Source organism: Burkholderia sp. ZZQ-2 (assembly GCF_050768715.1).
In the GTDB taxonomy this organism is placed as follows: Bacteria; Pseudomonadota; Gammaproteobacteria; order Burkholderiales; family Burkholderiaceae; genus Burkholderia; species Burkholderia cepacia.
Genome location: NZ_LDVA01000222.1, coordinates 26101 through 39887, shown reverse-complemented (window position 1 = coordinate 39887; position 13787 = coordinate 26101). Strand labels below are relative to the sequence as shown.

The following is a 13787-nucleotide window of genomic DNA, read 5'->3' as shown; positions in this document are numbered from 1 at the left end:
GCATGCCGCGATCGTGGCGCATACCGACGATCTCGCGAAACTGATGTCGCGCGAACAGGGCAAACCGCTCGCGGAAGCGCGCGGCGAAGTCGCATACGGCGCGTCTTACGTGCTGTGGTTCGCCGAGGAAGCGACACGCACGTACGGCGACCTGATTCCGCAGCAGCAGCGCGGCAAGCGGCTGAGCGCGGTGAAGGAGCCGATCGGCATCGTCGCCGCGATCACGCCGTGGAACTTCCCGCTCGCCATGATCGCGCGCAAGATCGCGCCCGCCCTCGCGGCCGGCTGCACGGTGGTCGCGAAGCCGGCGGAGGACACGCCGCTGACCGCGCTCGCGCTCGCGTTTCTCGCGCAGGAAGCCGGCGTACCGCCCGGGGTGCTGAACCTGATCGCCGCATCGCGCGAACGTGGCATCGATGCAGTGGCCGACTGGCTCGCCGACGGCCGCGTGCGCAAGATCACGTTCACCGGCTCGACGCCTGTCGGCAAGCTGCTGGCGCGCGAATCGGCGGCGACGTTGAAGAAGCTGTCGCTGGAGCTCGGCGGCAACGCGCCGTTCATCGTCTTCGACGACGCCGAGCTCGACGCCGCGGTCGACGGGCTGATGGCCGCCAAGTTCCGCAACGGCGGGCAGACGTGCGTGTCGCCGAATCGCGTCTACGTGCAGGCCGGCGTCTACGACGCATTCGCCGCGAAGCTCGCGGCGCGCGTCGCCGCGCTGAAAGTCGCGCCGGCGACCGACCCGGCCGCGCAGATCGGCCCGATGATCAACGCACGTGCGGTGGACAAGATTGCCCGCCACGTCGGCGACGCCATCGAGCGCGGCGCGCGCGTGCTCGCCGGCGGCAAGCGTCTGGCCGAACTCGGCCCCAACTATTACGCGCCGACGGTGCTCGCCGACGCCACCGCCGACATGCAGCTGACCTGCGAGGAAACGTTCGGCCCGATCGCCGCGCTGTTTCGCTTCGACACCGAGGACGAAGCGGTCGATGCCGCGAACGACACGCCGTTCGGGCTCGCCGCGTATTTCTACACGCAGGACGTGCGGCGCATCGCGCGCGTGTCGGCGCGGCTTGAAACGGGCATCGTCGGGATCAACGAAGGCGCGCTCGCGAGCGAGGCCGCGCCGTTCGGCGGGGTGAAGGAGTCGGGTTATGGTCGCGAAGGCTCGCGCTACGGGCTCGACGATTATCTGTCGATCAAGTACCTGTGCCAGGGCGGGCTCGACTGATCGGATGAATCCGGGCCGTCCGCGAGGCGGCCCTCGCCGCGCCCGGTCGACAGGCATGCGTTGACATCGGAACCGATCGGTCCATATAATGCATCCAACTTTTGGCACCGCATCGTTTGCGACACCGATCAATGGCAAATCCGGCTGGCGTGGGCCGCCCACGCGAATTCGAACTTGGCGATGCCGCGCGCGACGCGATGGACGTTTTCTGGGACCGCGGATACGAAGGCGCGTCCCTGCCCGACCTGATGGCCGGCACCGGCCTGTCGCGCGGTAGCCTGTACAAGGCGTTCGGCGACAAGAAGGCGCTGCTGCTGGCGGCGCTCGACCTGTACATGGCCGACGGGCTCAAGGCGACCGCGGACATTCTGTCGCAACCCGGCGCCGTCAAGGATGCGATTCGCGATTCGCTGCTGCGCTATGCGCGCCTGTCCGTCGGCGAGGCGGGCCGGCGCGGATGTCTCGCGGTCGCGATGACCACGGAACTGGCCGCGCGCGACGCGGATGTCGCGGAGCGCACCGGGCGCATGTTCCGGCGGCTGCAACAGCTCTATGCCGGTGCGATCGTCCGTGGCCAGGCGAGCGGCGAGATCGCCGAACAGGACGAACAGGTGCTGGCGCGTTTGCTCGTCTGCCAGATCGAGGGCATGCGCGTGCTGGGCAAAACCGGCGTGTCGGAGCAGGACATGCTCGCGCTGGTCGACCGCACGATGCGCATCCTCGACTGATATTTTTTTACCCAATTTGGAACCGATTGGTTCCGTATGGAGAGCCATCCATGTCACGGAATGACCCCGTATCACCCGACCCGCGCCGCTGGGCGATGTTTGCGGTCCTGCTCGTCGGCGCGTTCCTGCCGCCGCTGGATTTCTTCATCGTCAACGTCGCGCTGCCGTCGATCCGCGCGGAACTGGGCGCCTCGTCGTCGGCCGAGCAACTCGTCATTTCATCGTATGCGGGCCTGTACGCGGTGACGCTGATCACCGGCGGGCGATTGGGCGACCTGTTCGGCCGCGGCCGCGTGTTTTTCCTCGGGTTGATCGGCTTTGCGATCGCCTCGACGCTGTGCGGTTTCGCCAGTTCGCCGTGGACGCTCATCGTCGGCCGCGCGTTGCAGGGCGTGACGGCCGCGATCATGGCGCCGCAGGCGCTCGCTTCGATCCAGGCGATCTTCCCCGAAGCGGAAAAGCCGCTCGCGCTCAGCTTGTACGGCGCGGTATTCGGCCTCGCCGCCGTGGTCGGGCAGGCGCTGGGCGGGATCCTGATCTCGCTGAATCTGTTGAATCTGGGCTGGCGCACGATCTTCCTCGTCAACCTGCCGCTGGCGATTCTGGTCGTCCTGTTCGGGATTCCGCTGTTGAAGGAAACGCGTGCGCAGCATGCGCGCAAGCTCGACCTCGGCGGCACCGCGCTGTCGATGCTGACGCTGGGCGCGCTGATCGTGCCGCTGATCGAGGGGCGCGAAGCAGGCTGGCCCGTATGGGCATGGGTGTCGCTGCTCGCGGTGCCGGTCCTCGCCGGGTTCTTCTGGCGCTACGAGCGCCGGCTCGGCCGCCGCGGCGGCGCACCGCTGCTCGATCCGGCCGCGCTGCGCGCACCGGGGCTCGGCCGCGCGTTGCTGATCGCGCTGCTGCTGTACTCGATCGGCGCGTTCTTCCTGCTGTTCTCTGTGTATCTGCAGAATGCGTTGCACGTCGACGCACTGAGCGCGGGCCTCGTGTTCTTGCCGTTCGGCGTCGGGTTCCTGCTCGGCCCGTTGTCGACGCCTGCCTCCGCGCGTGTCATCGGCGCTTACGTCAATCCGTTCGGCATGAGTCTGGAGATCGTCGGGCTCGTCGGCCTCGCGTGGTTGATCGATGCCACGCCGATCGGGATGCCGCTCGCTGCCGCGCCGCTCGCCGTCGTGCTCTTCGTCATCGGTTTCGGACAAGGTCTCGCGCTGCCGACGCTCATGCGCATGGTGACGGGGCGCGTCGCACCGGCGCTGTCCGGCATGATCGCCGGCATCGCCAGCTCGACGCTGCAGGTCAGCACGTCGCTGAGCGTGGCGATCATCGGCGGCATTTTCTATACGACGCTCGGCACGCGCCAGGATCCGGCGGCCATCGCGCATGCGTTCATCGTCGCACTGCTGTCGATCTCGGTGTTCCTCGCCGTGGGCGCCGCGCTGGGCATCTCGCTTGCACGGGCGGGCGCCGCTCATACGTCGATGCGGGCCGCCGCGCGTCCGGGCTTCGGCCCCGAACGCGAACGGCCGTGATCGTTTGTATTTGACCGTATTTTCCCGTACCGACATTCATCGCCGCGTCAGTCCGACCTGGAGGTTCTTCATGTATTTCATCGTCTCCTATCGCCGAGCCGCGGGCACGCGATTCGATGCCCGTTACTACGTCGAACAACACATTCCGCTGGTGGAAAAATCCTGGAAGCCGTACGGGCTCGACGCTATCGACGCTTTCTTTCCAGCACGTGAGGACAGCGAACTGATCGTCGTGGCGATGTGCCGTTTCAAGGACAGTGCGGCGCTGGACGCCGCGTTCGCGTCCGCGGAGACGGCAGACGTCATGGCAGATATCGATGCGTTCACCGACATCGAACCCGATCGGCTCATCACGGACGTGTTCTCGCGCGTGTCGTAGCGCCGATCGCGCGCCGCCATGCATCGGTTTCGGCCGGCGCCATCGGTCACTTGTCCGATGGCGCCGCGAACGATCGGGTGTCAGGATAGGCAGCCGTCACGCGATACCGGACCGGGAGGATCACTGCAATGTCGGGACGTCAGATCTTCATCGTCGCATTGGCGAGCGGCCTGCCGCGTGCGTTCGGCGTGCTCGCTATCGTGTCGGGCCTGTTTCGGATCGGCACCGCAGTGCATCGCGGGAAACACGCCGACGCGCCGGCGCAAATGGTCTCGGGTGGAGCGCGAATGGCGCTGGCCGGCGCGCTGCTTTCCTGCGAAGCCGTCGGTGCCGTCTACTTCGCAATCGCGACGTTGGGGTACGGTTGGGCCGACACCGACGCGACAGCCTCGGATCGCAGGGAACGGATCAACGACTGGTCGACTTGAATGGTGCAACCGCCATCTTCGATACGCGGGATAAGCCACCGGACAGGCGGAGCGTCAAAGGTCGCGCCGGCCCGACGGGCCGTCCGCGCACACACGAAAGCGAATCCGCGTCGCGGAGCGCGTCAGAGCAGCCCCAGCGCCGACGCCTTGAGGGTCGCCGCGGCACGCGTCGAACATTCGAGCTTGCGGAACGCCTTCTCGACATGGGTGCGCACCGTGCTCGGACTCATCGCGAGCGCCTGCGCAACCTGCTTGTTACTCGCGCCGCGGGAGATTGCCCGCAGGACGTCGATTTCCCGCGCGGACAGGCGCGGGCCAACGGCCGACGCGCCCGTGGCGATGCGCCGGGGCACGGGCGTCCCGCCCGTCACGAGCGCGGCTACCACTTCGCCGCATAGCCGGCCGCACGCCGCTTCTTCCTGCAACTGGACGGCGGCGGCCGCATCGCTCAGCGCCGCGCGCCACGGACGCGCCGAGCGCAACGCGACCCACGCCAGCGACGCCGCCAGCACGCGCGCTTCGAGCGTCAGCGCCACATCGCGCGCGCCGCGAAAATAGCCCGAACCGTCCTGCCGCTCGTAGGCATACGACGCAAGCACCGCGGCTTCGCCGAGCGCGCCGGTCTGCCTGCCGGCGCGCTCGGTCCAGTACGGGACGAGTCGCACCTTTTCCCATGCGCTCGCAGGCAGCCGCGTCGGCAGATTCCACACATCGTTCGGCACCGCGGCCCTGCCGATGCCATGAATCAGTCCGGCCCGGTACACGCGTTCGCGCGCGGCCTCGTCCGGCGAAAGACGGCCGTAACAGGCGGCCGCAGTCGCCGCGACCGAACGCGAAAAACCCGTCATCCACGGCAATTTCAGATCGATGACGTCCGCAATCAATTCGGCGGACGTCGCGCCCTGCATGTCCGGCGTGGCCAATGCGGCATCCAGGTCGGCGGGCGCCATGTGCTCGAGCGCCGCCAGCCAGCGCGGTGCGTCGCGCGCAGCAGTCTCGACGAGCACGGCCGGATAACGTGACCCCGCGCGCTGGCCGATCAAGTCGAGGGCCTGTTCGATGCCGTACGTGCGGCTGAGCACGTCCAGGTCGCCCGCCAGCGCGACGATCGACACGGCGGGCGGCACCTGTTCGCGTTCGAGCCGCGCAGGCAGCCCGTTGCCGTCCCAGGTTTCGAAAATGTGCCGCAGCGCGGTTTCCGTCGCGCTGGACAGACCGAGTATTCGCGCCACCTCGCCCGAGACTTCGCAATGAATCTGCGCGAGCGGGATCAGCGCGACACCCGCGCTGCCGATCGCTTCAGCCATGGCGGGCCGGCTCTCGAGCATCGCGGCGCGGATCGCGACGTCATCGCCGAATACCTGCGCGAAGCCCGCCGCGTTCGCCGTGCAGCCCGACCAGCGCAACAGCGCCACCTCGCGAGCCGTGTCGCACACCGATGCATCGAATCGTGCCGCGTGCGCGAGCTGCGCCGCCAGCCAGCCGGTGCGCGGCGAATGGTCGGTCGGCTGGCCCATGCTGAGATCGCCGATGAAGGCCAGCGCGCGCACGGCGTCGACTATGCGCAGCGGGGCGTGACGGGCTTCGGCGTCGGGCATCGGATGGGCGGAGAGATTCGCGAGGACGGGGAAACGATCATACGCGACGGCGTCGCGGCGTGCAGGGGCATGCGCCTCGGGCGGCGCGCCCCGGGGCCAACACGGTGCGATGTTCGCTCGCATCTCTGCGGAGCGCCCCGCGGACTTCGCCATCGGACATCTGACCGATGGCGGCAGGCGCGGACGATTGCGATACTCGGCGCACTGGAGATCCGTGCCGGCGCCGCATCCGAATCCGCATGGCGGACATCCTGCGTGCCGGCCGGAACGACGTTTCGATGTAAAAGGAGTGCAAATGACTGATCGCTACCCTGAATTCCACGCCCTGGCCGACGAACACTGGCTGAAGCGGTACTACTTTTCCCGGGCGGTGTTCTCGCTGATCTGGGTCGCGCTGGCGTTTTCCGTCGGCCGGCGGAGCGCGGCCGGCGCGGCGGTCCTGCTGGTCGTTTATCCGGCCTGGGATGCGCTCGCCAATTTCGTCGACCTGTCCCGCAGCGGCGGGATGGCGGCAAACCGCACGCAGGCGGTCAACGTCGCGATCAGCGCCGTCACGACACTGGCGGTATTTCCGGCGTTGAATGCGGGCCTGCCCGCGGTCCTCGCGGTGTTCGGCGTATGGGCGATTCTGTCCGGCGCGCTGCAGCTCGGCACTGCCGTGCGGCGCTGGAAGCAGGCCGGCGCGCAGTGGGTGATGGTGCTGAGCGGCGCGCAATCGGCGTTGGCCGGGTTGTTCTTCATTTTGCAAAGCCATGCGCCGATGCCGCCGGCGATCGTTAAGATCGCGGGTTACGCGGGAGTAGGTGCGCTCTATTTCCTGATATCCGCCATCTGGCTGCAGGTGCGGGGGATGCGGCGCAGGGTGTCGTGAGCCGTCGGGCGGAATGAAGACCTGGCCACGGCCGCGAATGGCTCTGAACGACCCGGAGGAGCCCTTCATGCCAGTGGCATCTCACCGGCCGCTTCCTATATCAAGCGGCCATTGGAAAATCCTCAACGGGGAAGGACGATCGACCATTGCGGATATTCGTCTTTTTCCAATCGAATATCCGGGACGCTTTGTATTGTGGGCCACAAGCTGGTGCAGCCTCACAATAGTATTCATTGACCGCTTCAGCGTATCAAATACGAGCTTGGCTCCGCAAACTTTCGACAGCCGATATGATTGCATCTTCCTGCGGCGCCTGAGTTCCCCATTCTCGCCAAAAATCCCTTGTTGCACTGTCCGGCGTGATCTTGGGGATATCTAGCCTGATTCGCGTCGGCAGCAAGACGGCGTCACCTAAAAGCAGTGCTTCTCCTGTGTCGAGAAGCGGGAGAATACTGACCAAGCCCGCTAGTGAATCCGGCATCAACCGCTTAATTACTCCTTGGTCAGTCTCGTTCGTCAGCCGCAATGCGAGGAAATTGTTGCATTGACTGAGAATTGTTCGACTAACGTCGGCAGGTCGTTGACTGACCACCAATAGCGAAAAGCCATACTTTCGGCCTTCTTTGGCGATCCGCTCGAACGAGCCGAGTGCTTGCCGTTGAACTGCATCAGCATCATCGCGCACTGGCAGATATAGGTGTGCTTCGTCACACAGCAACGTGACCGGCGTTCTTTTGCTCGCGCGCATCCAGAATTGGACATCATAGAGCAACCGCGCCAACGTGCCCGTCACAACCGGCAGCACATCAGCGGGAACCTCGGAGAAATCAACGACCTTGATACCGATTCCGCCGTTTGATGTCAAAAGCTTCAGGACTTGTTTGGCCAGCCAGTCATATGTGAGCGCTGCAGGCGGTGGGGCAAACATGAATCCATACCGTCGATCGTCGAGCTTCGCCTCCAGCCTCGATAGGAAGCGGGTAAGCTTGTCTTCCCACTCGCCCTTGACAGGTCCCGTTTTTCCAACACCTTTGGTCGTGTTATCGGTCTCTAGAAGCTTGACGAGCTTCTTCATATCATAGGGAATTGGCGAATCCACGGTAAATGTCTTCTTGACCACGTCCCGCTTCTCTCTCTCGAGAGTCTCCCCCTTGAGAGTGCGGACATGCAGCGTAAACCTCGATGCCTGGTTCGGCGCATTCTGGTCACTTCGATCAAGGATCATCGAGAGCATCTCGTCGCGATTCAGAAGCCAATACGGCAAAAACAACGCATCATCGCCCGGTTTTTCTAAATCACCCGGCCCTGCAATGCGGAAACGTTGCGCAAAGCCGTCATTTGTCTTGTTGGCAAGTGGCGCATATTCACCGTGCAAATCAAAAACAATAATGTTGGGAAATTTCAGCTTCGCAGCTCGTTCCAAGATAAGTGCCACCGCCCAACTCTTGCCCGAACCAGTACTTCCAAGTATCGCTGCATGCCGTTGAAAGAACTTATCACCGCTCGCGATGGCATCGGCCGACCGGTCCGCGACGAACGTTCCAAGTTTGAGCCGCTCTTCTTCCGCGAAGCCAGCTCCTAGAATGCCCATGAAACGCTGGAGATTGGGTCCCTCAATAACGAAACACTCACGATCAATTTGTGGAAAACTATCGGCACCACGCTTAAAAGTGTTAGCGTTTGCGCCCTCGATTGTGCGAAAAGTGCCGATAAGGATGGCTTGAACCCAGTCATTCGCAACCGTCTCGAGAAGGCCACCATCGTCTCCAGGCTCTTCTGAGTTTGGCAACTCCTCCCGCATGCTACGGGTCACTCGTTCAGTCATGGCAATAAGGTATTCTCGCTCTGTCATACCACGGACAGCGATGAGTTGACCAATGCCGATGCGGGTAAGGAGGCTTGAATTGGTCACATCGACGGCAACACGACTGGTATCGACGGAGGCAACGCGACCAATCTCGTCATCGTCAGAAAACTGAAGAGCGGCTTCTATCACGGTTCAAGTACCTCTAGAATGAACTGGTTGAGATCCCATAGGGCAAGTCCTGGCACGAAGTCCTCTGCCGAGTCGACGAAGACCGATGAGCCATCTTGCCCGTCAACAGAGCCATGCTGGATAGCAATAACGTTCGCGTGGCTACGTGCAAGCTGCAGTGCATTGGCCGACAACGAGTGTGTGAGCAGAAGTGTTGGGATTCCGCTTTTGATCCGAGGAGTTAGGTGCGTCTCAAGGTGGTCGTCGTTAAACCCGTAGCCCAAAACAAGAAAGCGACTTGCCTTATCGATTGCCGCATTTGCACGCTCGCGATGTCGGTCGAATGGACTCTCATAGCCATGACGAAACTTGTTAAGACCTGGCGTAATAATCAAGCGTGGCTGAGGAAGGTCACCCGCGTATCGAACGGGTTTGCCGTCGCGGTAGTACCAGTCGAGGCTACCGTGCGGCTTGAAGACGTTCACCCGAGGGCGATAGCGATAGTGTACGGTCTTCCCCTTTAGAGTCACTTCGCGACAGAAGCTTAATCTGCTCTCTTGTTCGTTTAACTGGCCGGCGAACTGGCCCACAAATAACGTGTCCGCACCGAGACCTGCTTCCTCAGCCGCAATCTCCAACAGCCGATCATAGTTAGTGGTGACCACCGGCACGCCAGCCGTTGGTTTCAGAAGATGTTTCAACAGGCGGGTGAAGCGGAGAGTACGAACTCCGGTGAAGACCTCTGAAACGATATCGCGCTCGCGTTGGGCAATTAACTCTACCGTTTTCGCGACGATAGCGACTTCTAGCGTGGGCGTCGGCGGCCTCGCCAGTAGCGCGGCTTCGAGGCCGTTTGCTGAGATCAGGGGCGATAATTTGGTCCAACAATCCTGATCATCCTTGGATAAACCATCCACGATCGTCGCCTGGAGATGGGTGGCGAGTTCGCCCATGCCTGGAAGGCCCTCAGCGCAGGACAAACCGGAGCCAACGACGATAACAAGCCCATCGGTAAAATGCTGCTGCAGCAGCAATTTCAGCTGATCAAGCTCCAAGATTGTCGCCCAAGTTTAGGTGTCGGCACAGTGCGTGATGCATTATTGCACGATCGCTTAATCGAAGGTCCGGTGCCGGGGATAGAACCGACGTTCAAATGTCCGAGCGGAATTGACAGCGATCGTCCGTATATGGCCGCAGTGCGGCCTTCGATTCAGTCATAGTACGACAGTGCGACCAAAGCGGCCCCATGCTCGCGCGTACGGCGCCAGTTCACGAAAGCGCACGCGTCTTGCAAAGCCTCGAATAGATCTGGACAGCGCCTCCTGAAACTGATGACAGCGCCAAGCTGTATCGCCAACGTCTCTCCCGGCCTGACATGCAAGCTCGTCATCGCGGCCTCGGGATCATCGAGGTAACTCAAACAGTCAATCAACGCGTCCATGTTGTTGCCATAAAACGCGGGGAAACCAAAGATCTGCGAGAAGACCCGATGGAATGAAGGCCAGTCCGTAATTTTGGTCGTGTCTACGAGTACATTCGTCATCGCGCTATTCCGAATTCTATTGTGCATCTAACCGGTTCCGATAGATGCTCCATCGTCGGATTGTCGACGATTCTGGCACCGAGTACCAGTGACCGCTCCTGGCTGCAGCCTAACGCGCTTGGCTGTAACCGACCCGAAGCGGCCTTCCGATTCTCCACAAAGCAGACATTCAAAATGTTAGCCACTCGCGAAATATTCTCACATACCGCAATTTAAAGGCGTCCTTGATGAAGAACATCTAACAACGTGTTCGGATCGCCCGGAGCCCTAGCAGCCAACTCAAACTCCTCTTTGCTCAACCCATAAAATCCAATTCTTTCCCCCGCAAGCGAATCATCCCAAACAAAATTAGATTCAGAATCGAGCGATTTTGCAGATTTTATGATATCAAACTCCAAGAGGCCGAAGCGCCTCCTTGCACGAAGCCTAACAACAATGCAACAAACATTATGAAAACTCCTATCAGAGGCAGCGGGTTTAACTCCTAAGTTAAAGCCTCCCCGATCCTTTACACTGGGAAAAACAATGCCATCAGCTTTGCATTTGCTATAAATCACCTGAGTTAGCGCGCGGCTCATCATGTAATTTTTTTTGCTCGCATCAATATCTGCAAGCACATGAGCAAAAAATTTGTCTATATAAACCATTCTCAATGCATCGTGTCGAGGCATCGAGTTGATTAATTTACTCAGAGCCATGTCCGGATCGCGCCCTGCGAAGTGCATGTATCCAACCTTTTGAACATTCGAGTATTCACCAATTAGGGCTAATCGTACCGGATTGGCATCTAGCACGCGGAAGCCCGCGAGTTGAATAAAATGCCCTGCTTCAGCATCGATTTCAGTAATTGCGGTTTCCTTTCTTGCACTAACGTAAAAGCACGGAGAGCCTGCATCATTCAAGCGTCCGACTCGTGCAACGTGAGACGGTGGATAATTCATTTCGGCAAGGTTTTCAAACATCGTGTCATGAACGATACGCGCGCGCCAGAAAATGCTACCCCTACCCCAGTCGACAGAGAGAATCTTGTAATGATCGAACAAGGGCGCCACAACATGACAGAACTCCGCCTCAACCGCACTGCCAAGGGCTTTGTCAAAGATATGGTCGCAGTCATCTAAGGTCATGTGCTCCCGCCTATGGTTGGAAGTCAAAGGTTACCGACCGCCGAATTGCAATGAGTCGAACGTACGCTTGAACCCCCATTCAAAAATAGATAGCTGATAGCGTATTGCGGTAGATTGTCGACGATCTAACTCCAAGAGTCCAATGTCTCAAATTGGCCGTCTCTAGCCGCAGACCTACTCGGTTCCGTCAATCGCCGACGATCTGCGCTGGCCTGTCGACTGACCGCATCTGGCCGGATGCAGCCCGACGCGTTTGACTATAGCTACCCCAGAGAAAACGCCAGCCATTCCCCATACCAGCCTTCCGCACCGGTCAATGCCCCCGGCCTGACCCACATCCCTACCGCCCACGCAACGCCTGAGCCAGCGCATCCCCCGCAGCCAGAATATGCGCGGACAGAGCCGCACACGCCGCGTCCACATCCCCCTCACGTATCGCCCGAACGATGTCCCGATGTTCGTCGTTCGAGCGATCCTGCCAGTCGAGTTGCTGCCACGTCGCATACAGATGCCGTGAACTGGCCCGATGCATGTCGCCAATCGCGGCGACGAGCCGCGGCATCCCGCACGGCGCGGTCAACGCCCGATGAAACCTCAGATTCAGCGTGCCCAGCACGGCGATGCCACGCGCCGTGGCCTCCTGATCGAGGATCGCATCGAGTTCCTCCAGCGCCCGTGCATCGAGCGCGGGAATCGCCTCACGCAACGCCAGCGCCTCGAAAGCAGCACGCATCTTGGCCATTTCAAGCACGTCCGCCGGCTCGAGCGGCGCCGCCCGCACGCCTCGTCGCGGTTCCACCACGGCCAACCCCTGCGCTTCCAGCCGTCTGAACGCCTCGCGTACCGGCACATGACTCGCGCCGAACTCTGCCGCGATGTGGTCCTGACGCAGCCACTCCCCCGGCGCGATGACGCCCGAGATGATGCGGTCCGCCAATGCGATTGCGATCCGATCGGCCAGCGAGCGCTCCTCCTTGACTTCAAAGTTCATCCTGACCACCATGCATATATTATCTATAAAATTGTAACAAGATCGGAGGTCCGATGCACCGCCACCGCCCTGTCCGTCTGCAGCACATTGCCGGCATCGGCGTCGATCGCATGGGGTCGATCGCCGATCATGCCGACGTCGACCTTTTGCGACTCGAAAATCTCGACACCGACCTCCCACCCACTTCGGAAGCGCTGGCCTTCACCCGAGAAGCCATCCAGCGAGACTCGGCCAACTCCTATTTGCCCTTCGTCGGTCAGGATCGGCTGCGCGCGAGCGCTGCCGCCCACGTGTCGGCGCTTTCGGGGCAGCGCTTCACGGCCGACCAGGTGGTGGTGTCGGCGGGTGGACTCTCCGGCATTCTGAATACGCTGCTCGCCACCGTCGAGACGGGCGACGAAGTCATCGTCACCGATCCGACGTACGCCGGTCTGCTGAACCGCATCCGCCTGGCGGGCGGCGTGCCTAAGCAAGTCCCGTTCACCTTCACGCCGGGCAGCGAATGGAAGCTGGACCAGGCGGCACTGCGGGCAGCAATCGGTCCGAAAACGCGGGCCATGCTGCTGATGTCGCCGTCGATGCCTTCGGGCGGCTTCTTCGATGCGTCCGACTGGCAACTGATCGCGAGCCTGTGTGTGCAGAACGATCTGCTGCTGATCCTCGACAGCGCGATGGAACGGCTGCTCTTCGATGGACGCAAGGTCATCCATCCCGCCGGCCTGCCCGGCATGGCCGAGCGTACGGTCACGGTCGGCGCGGCGTCGAAAGAGTTGCGCATGATCGGCTGGCGGGTCGGCTGGATCGTCGCGCCGGAATGGCTGATTCCGGATCTGGTGGCCGTGTCGCTCGCCAATGTCGTGGTACCGGTCGGCATAGCCCAGGAGGCCGCGGCGGTTGCGCTCGAACATTCCGCATCCGATCTGCCTGGCTACGTGAGCGAACTGGAGAGACGGCGGGATACGGTCGCCGCCGAACTGTCGGGACTCCCGTTCGGCATGCCGGCGGGCGGCTGGTCGATGCTGCTGCGCGTCGCCGATTTCGGTCTGACCGGATCGCAGATGTCGGAGCGGTTGCTGCGCCACGGCGTATGTGCGACGGCCATGACCGGATGGGGCGTCGCCCACGGCGAGCAGTACGTCCGTTTCGTGTTCTCGAACGAACCGGTCGACCGGTTGCGCACGCTCGGGGACAAGGTGCGCTTCGCACTGGAGGACGCATGACGGCCGCTCACGAGAAAGCAGAGTCGCGCGCCGGGCGTCCCTGGCTGGAAGTAGCCGGAATTCCGCGTGTGGTGGTCGAGCAAACTCACACAAGATCGATCCGCGTGACGTGATGCATCCGGCGCCGAGGCTGCGCGATGCCCGAGCCCCGGCCGGACGTAACG

At 62.0% G+C, this 13787-nt stretch carries 13 protein-coding genes; 7 read left to right on the top strand and 6 right to left on the bottom strand.

Annotated elements, in window-relative coordinates:
- The 5 genes from ABY44_RS15225 to ABY44_RS15205 all read left to right on the top strand — a co-directional run.
- Positions 1 to 1231, top strand: a 1231-nt coding sequence (locus ABY44_RS15225; protein ID WP_431641373.1) for an NAD-dependent succinate-semialdehyde dehydrogenase, incomplete at its 5' end; no start/stop codon positions are given.
- A gap of 131 nt (positions 1232 to 1362) precedes the next feature.
- Positions 1363 to 1959, top strand: a complete 597-nt coding sequence (locus ABY44_RS15220) for a TetR/AcrR family transcriptional regulator (RefSeq protein WP_048027395.1) — start codon at positions 1363 to 1365, stop codon at positions 1957 to 1959.
- Between the two features lie 50 nt (positions 1960 to 2009).
- On the top strand, positions 2010 to 3491 hold the full coding sequence (locus tag ABY44_RS15215; RefSeq protein ID WP_060174455.1) for an MFS transporter: 1482 nt from the start codon (positions 2010 to 2012) through the stop codon (positions 3489 to 3491).
- 70 nt (positions 3492 to 3561) lie between these two features.
- A complete protein-coding gene (locus ABY44_RS15210; RefSeq protein ID WP_027792833.1) occupies positions 3562 to 3870 on the top strand; it encodes an EthD family reductase in 309 nt (102 codons plus the stop codon).
- A gap of 128 nt (positions 3871 to 3998) precedes the next feature.
- Positions 3999 to 4298 carry a hypothetical protein gene (locus ABY44_RS15205; RefSeq protein ID WP_059699531.1) on the top strand — a complete coding sequence of 100 codons (300 nt, stop codon included), beginning with the start codon at positions 3999 to 4001 and terminating at the stop codon, positions 4296 to 4298.
- 122 nt (positions 4299 to 4420) lie between these two features.
- On the opposite strand, the gene ABY44_RS15200 is transcribed toward ABY44_RS15205, so the two are convergent.
- Entirely contained in the window at positions 4421 to 5896 is a 1476-nt protein-coding gene (locus tag ABY44_RS15200; protein ID WP_027792835.1) for an HD domain-containing phosphohydrolase, read from the bottom strand.
- A 295-nt stretch (positions 5897 to 6191) separates the two neighbouring features.
- Here ABY44_RS15200 and ABY44_RS15195 point away from each other — a divergent pair, with 295 nt between their 5' ends.
- A complete protein-coding gene (locus ABY44_RS15195; RefSeq protein ID WP_027792836.1) occupies positions 6192 to 6767 on the top strand; it encodes a DUF308 domain-containing protein in 576 nt (191 codons plus the stop codon).
- Positions 6768 to 7017: 250 nt separating this feature from the next.
- On the opposite strand, the gene ABY44_RS15190 is transcribed toward ABY44_RS15195, so the two are convergent.
- The 5 genes from ABY44_RS15190 to ABY44_RS15170 all read right to left on the bottom strand — a co-directional run bounded on the left by ABY44_RS15190 (position 7018) and on the right by ABY44_RS15170 (position 12403).
- Positions 7018 to 8763 (bottom strand): ATP-binding protein, encoded by a 1746-nt coding sequence (locus ABY44_RS15190; RefSeq protein WP_060174456.1) that lies wholly within the window; start codon positions 8761 to 8763, stop codon positions 7018 to 7020.
- Complete coding sequence (locus ABY44_RS15185; RefSeq protein WP_060174457.1) at positions 8760 to 9797, bottom strand: SIR2 family protein; 1038 nt, start codon at positions 9795 to 9797, stop codon at positions 8760 to 8762. The genes ABY44_RS15190 and ABY44_RS15185 overlap by 4 nt, the downstream gene beginning before the upstream one ends.
- Positions 9798 to 9952: 155 nt before the next feature.
- Positions 9953 to 10285, bottom strand: coding sequence for a barstar family protein (locus ABY44_RS15180; protein ID WP_060174458.1), 333 nt, complete (start codon positions 10283 to 10285; stop codon positions 9953 to 9955).
- Between the two features lie 212 nt (positions 10286 to 10497).
- Positions 10498 to 11412: an RES family NAD+ phosphorylase gene (locus tag ABY44_RS15175; protein ID WP_081072707.1), complete on the bottom strand. Its 915-nt coding sequence runs from the start codon at positions 11410 to 11412 to the stop codon at positions 10498 to 10500.
- A 340-nt stretch (positions 11413 to 11752) separates the two neighbouring features.
- Positions 11753 to 12403 carry a GntR family transcriptional regulator gene (locus ABY44_RS15170; RefSeq protein ID WP_230948786.1) on the bottom strand — a complete coding sequence of 217 codons (651 nt, stop codon included), beginning with the start codon at positions 12401 to 12403 and terminating at the stop codon, positions 11753 to 11755.
- Positions 12404 to 12456: 53 nt separating this feature from the next.
- Between ABY44_RS15170 and ABY44_RS15165 the strand changes: the two genes are divergently transcribed.
- Positions 12457 to 13623 (top strand): pyridoxal phosphate-dependent aminotransferase, encoded by a 1167-nt coding sequence (locus ABY44_RS15165; RefSeq protein ID WP_060174460.1) that lies wholly within the window; start codon positions 12457 to 12459, stop codon positions 13621 to 13623.
- Positions 13624 to 13787: the final 164 nt, after the last annotated feature.

Excerpts from the sequence above, each read along its gene's own strand:
- ABY44_RS15220 (WP_048027395.1), top strand. The coding sequence starts at position 1,363 with ATGGCAAATCCGGCTGGCGTGGGCCGCCCACGCGAATTCGAACTTGGC.
- ABY44_RS15215 (WP_060174455.1), top strand. The coding sequence starts at position 2,010 with ATGTCACGGAATGACCCCGTATCACCCGACCCGCGCCGCTGGGCGATG.
- ABY44_RS15210 (WP_027792833.1), top strand. The coding sequence starts at position 3,562 with ATGTATTTCATCGTCTCCTATCGCCGAGCCGCGGGCACGCGATTCGAT.
- ABY44_RS15205 (WP_059699531.1), top strand. The coding sequence starts at position 3,999 with ATGTCGGGACGTCAGATCTTCATCGTCGCATTGGCGAGCGGCCTGCCG.
- ABY44_RS15200 (WP_027792835.1), bottom strand. The coding sequence starts at position 5,896 with ATGCCCGACGCCGAAGCCCGTCACGCCCCGCTGCGCATAGTCGACGCC.
- ABY44_RS15195 (WP_027792836.1), top strand. The coding sequence starts at position 6,192 with ATGACTGATCGCTACCCTGAATTCCACGCCCTGGCCGACGAACACTGG.
- ABY44_RS15180 (WP_060174458.1), bottom strand. The coding sequence starts at position 10,285 with ATGACGAATGTACTCGTAGACACGACCAAAATTACGGACTGGCCTTCA.
- ABY44_RS15175 (WP_081072707.1), bottom strand. The coding sequence starts at position 11,412 with ATGACCTTAGATGACTGCGACCATATCTTTGACAAAGCCCTTGGCAGT.
- ABY44_RS15170 (WP_230948786.1), bottom strand. The coding sequence starts at position 12,403 with ATGAACTTTGAAGTCAAGGAGGAGCGCTCGCTGGCCGATCGGATCGCA.
- ABY44_RS15165 (WP_060174460.1), top strand. The coding sequence starts at position 12,457 with ATGCACCGCCACCGCCCTGTCCGTCTGCAGCACATTGCCGGCATCGGC.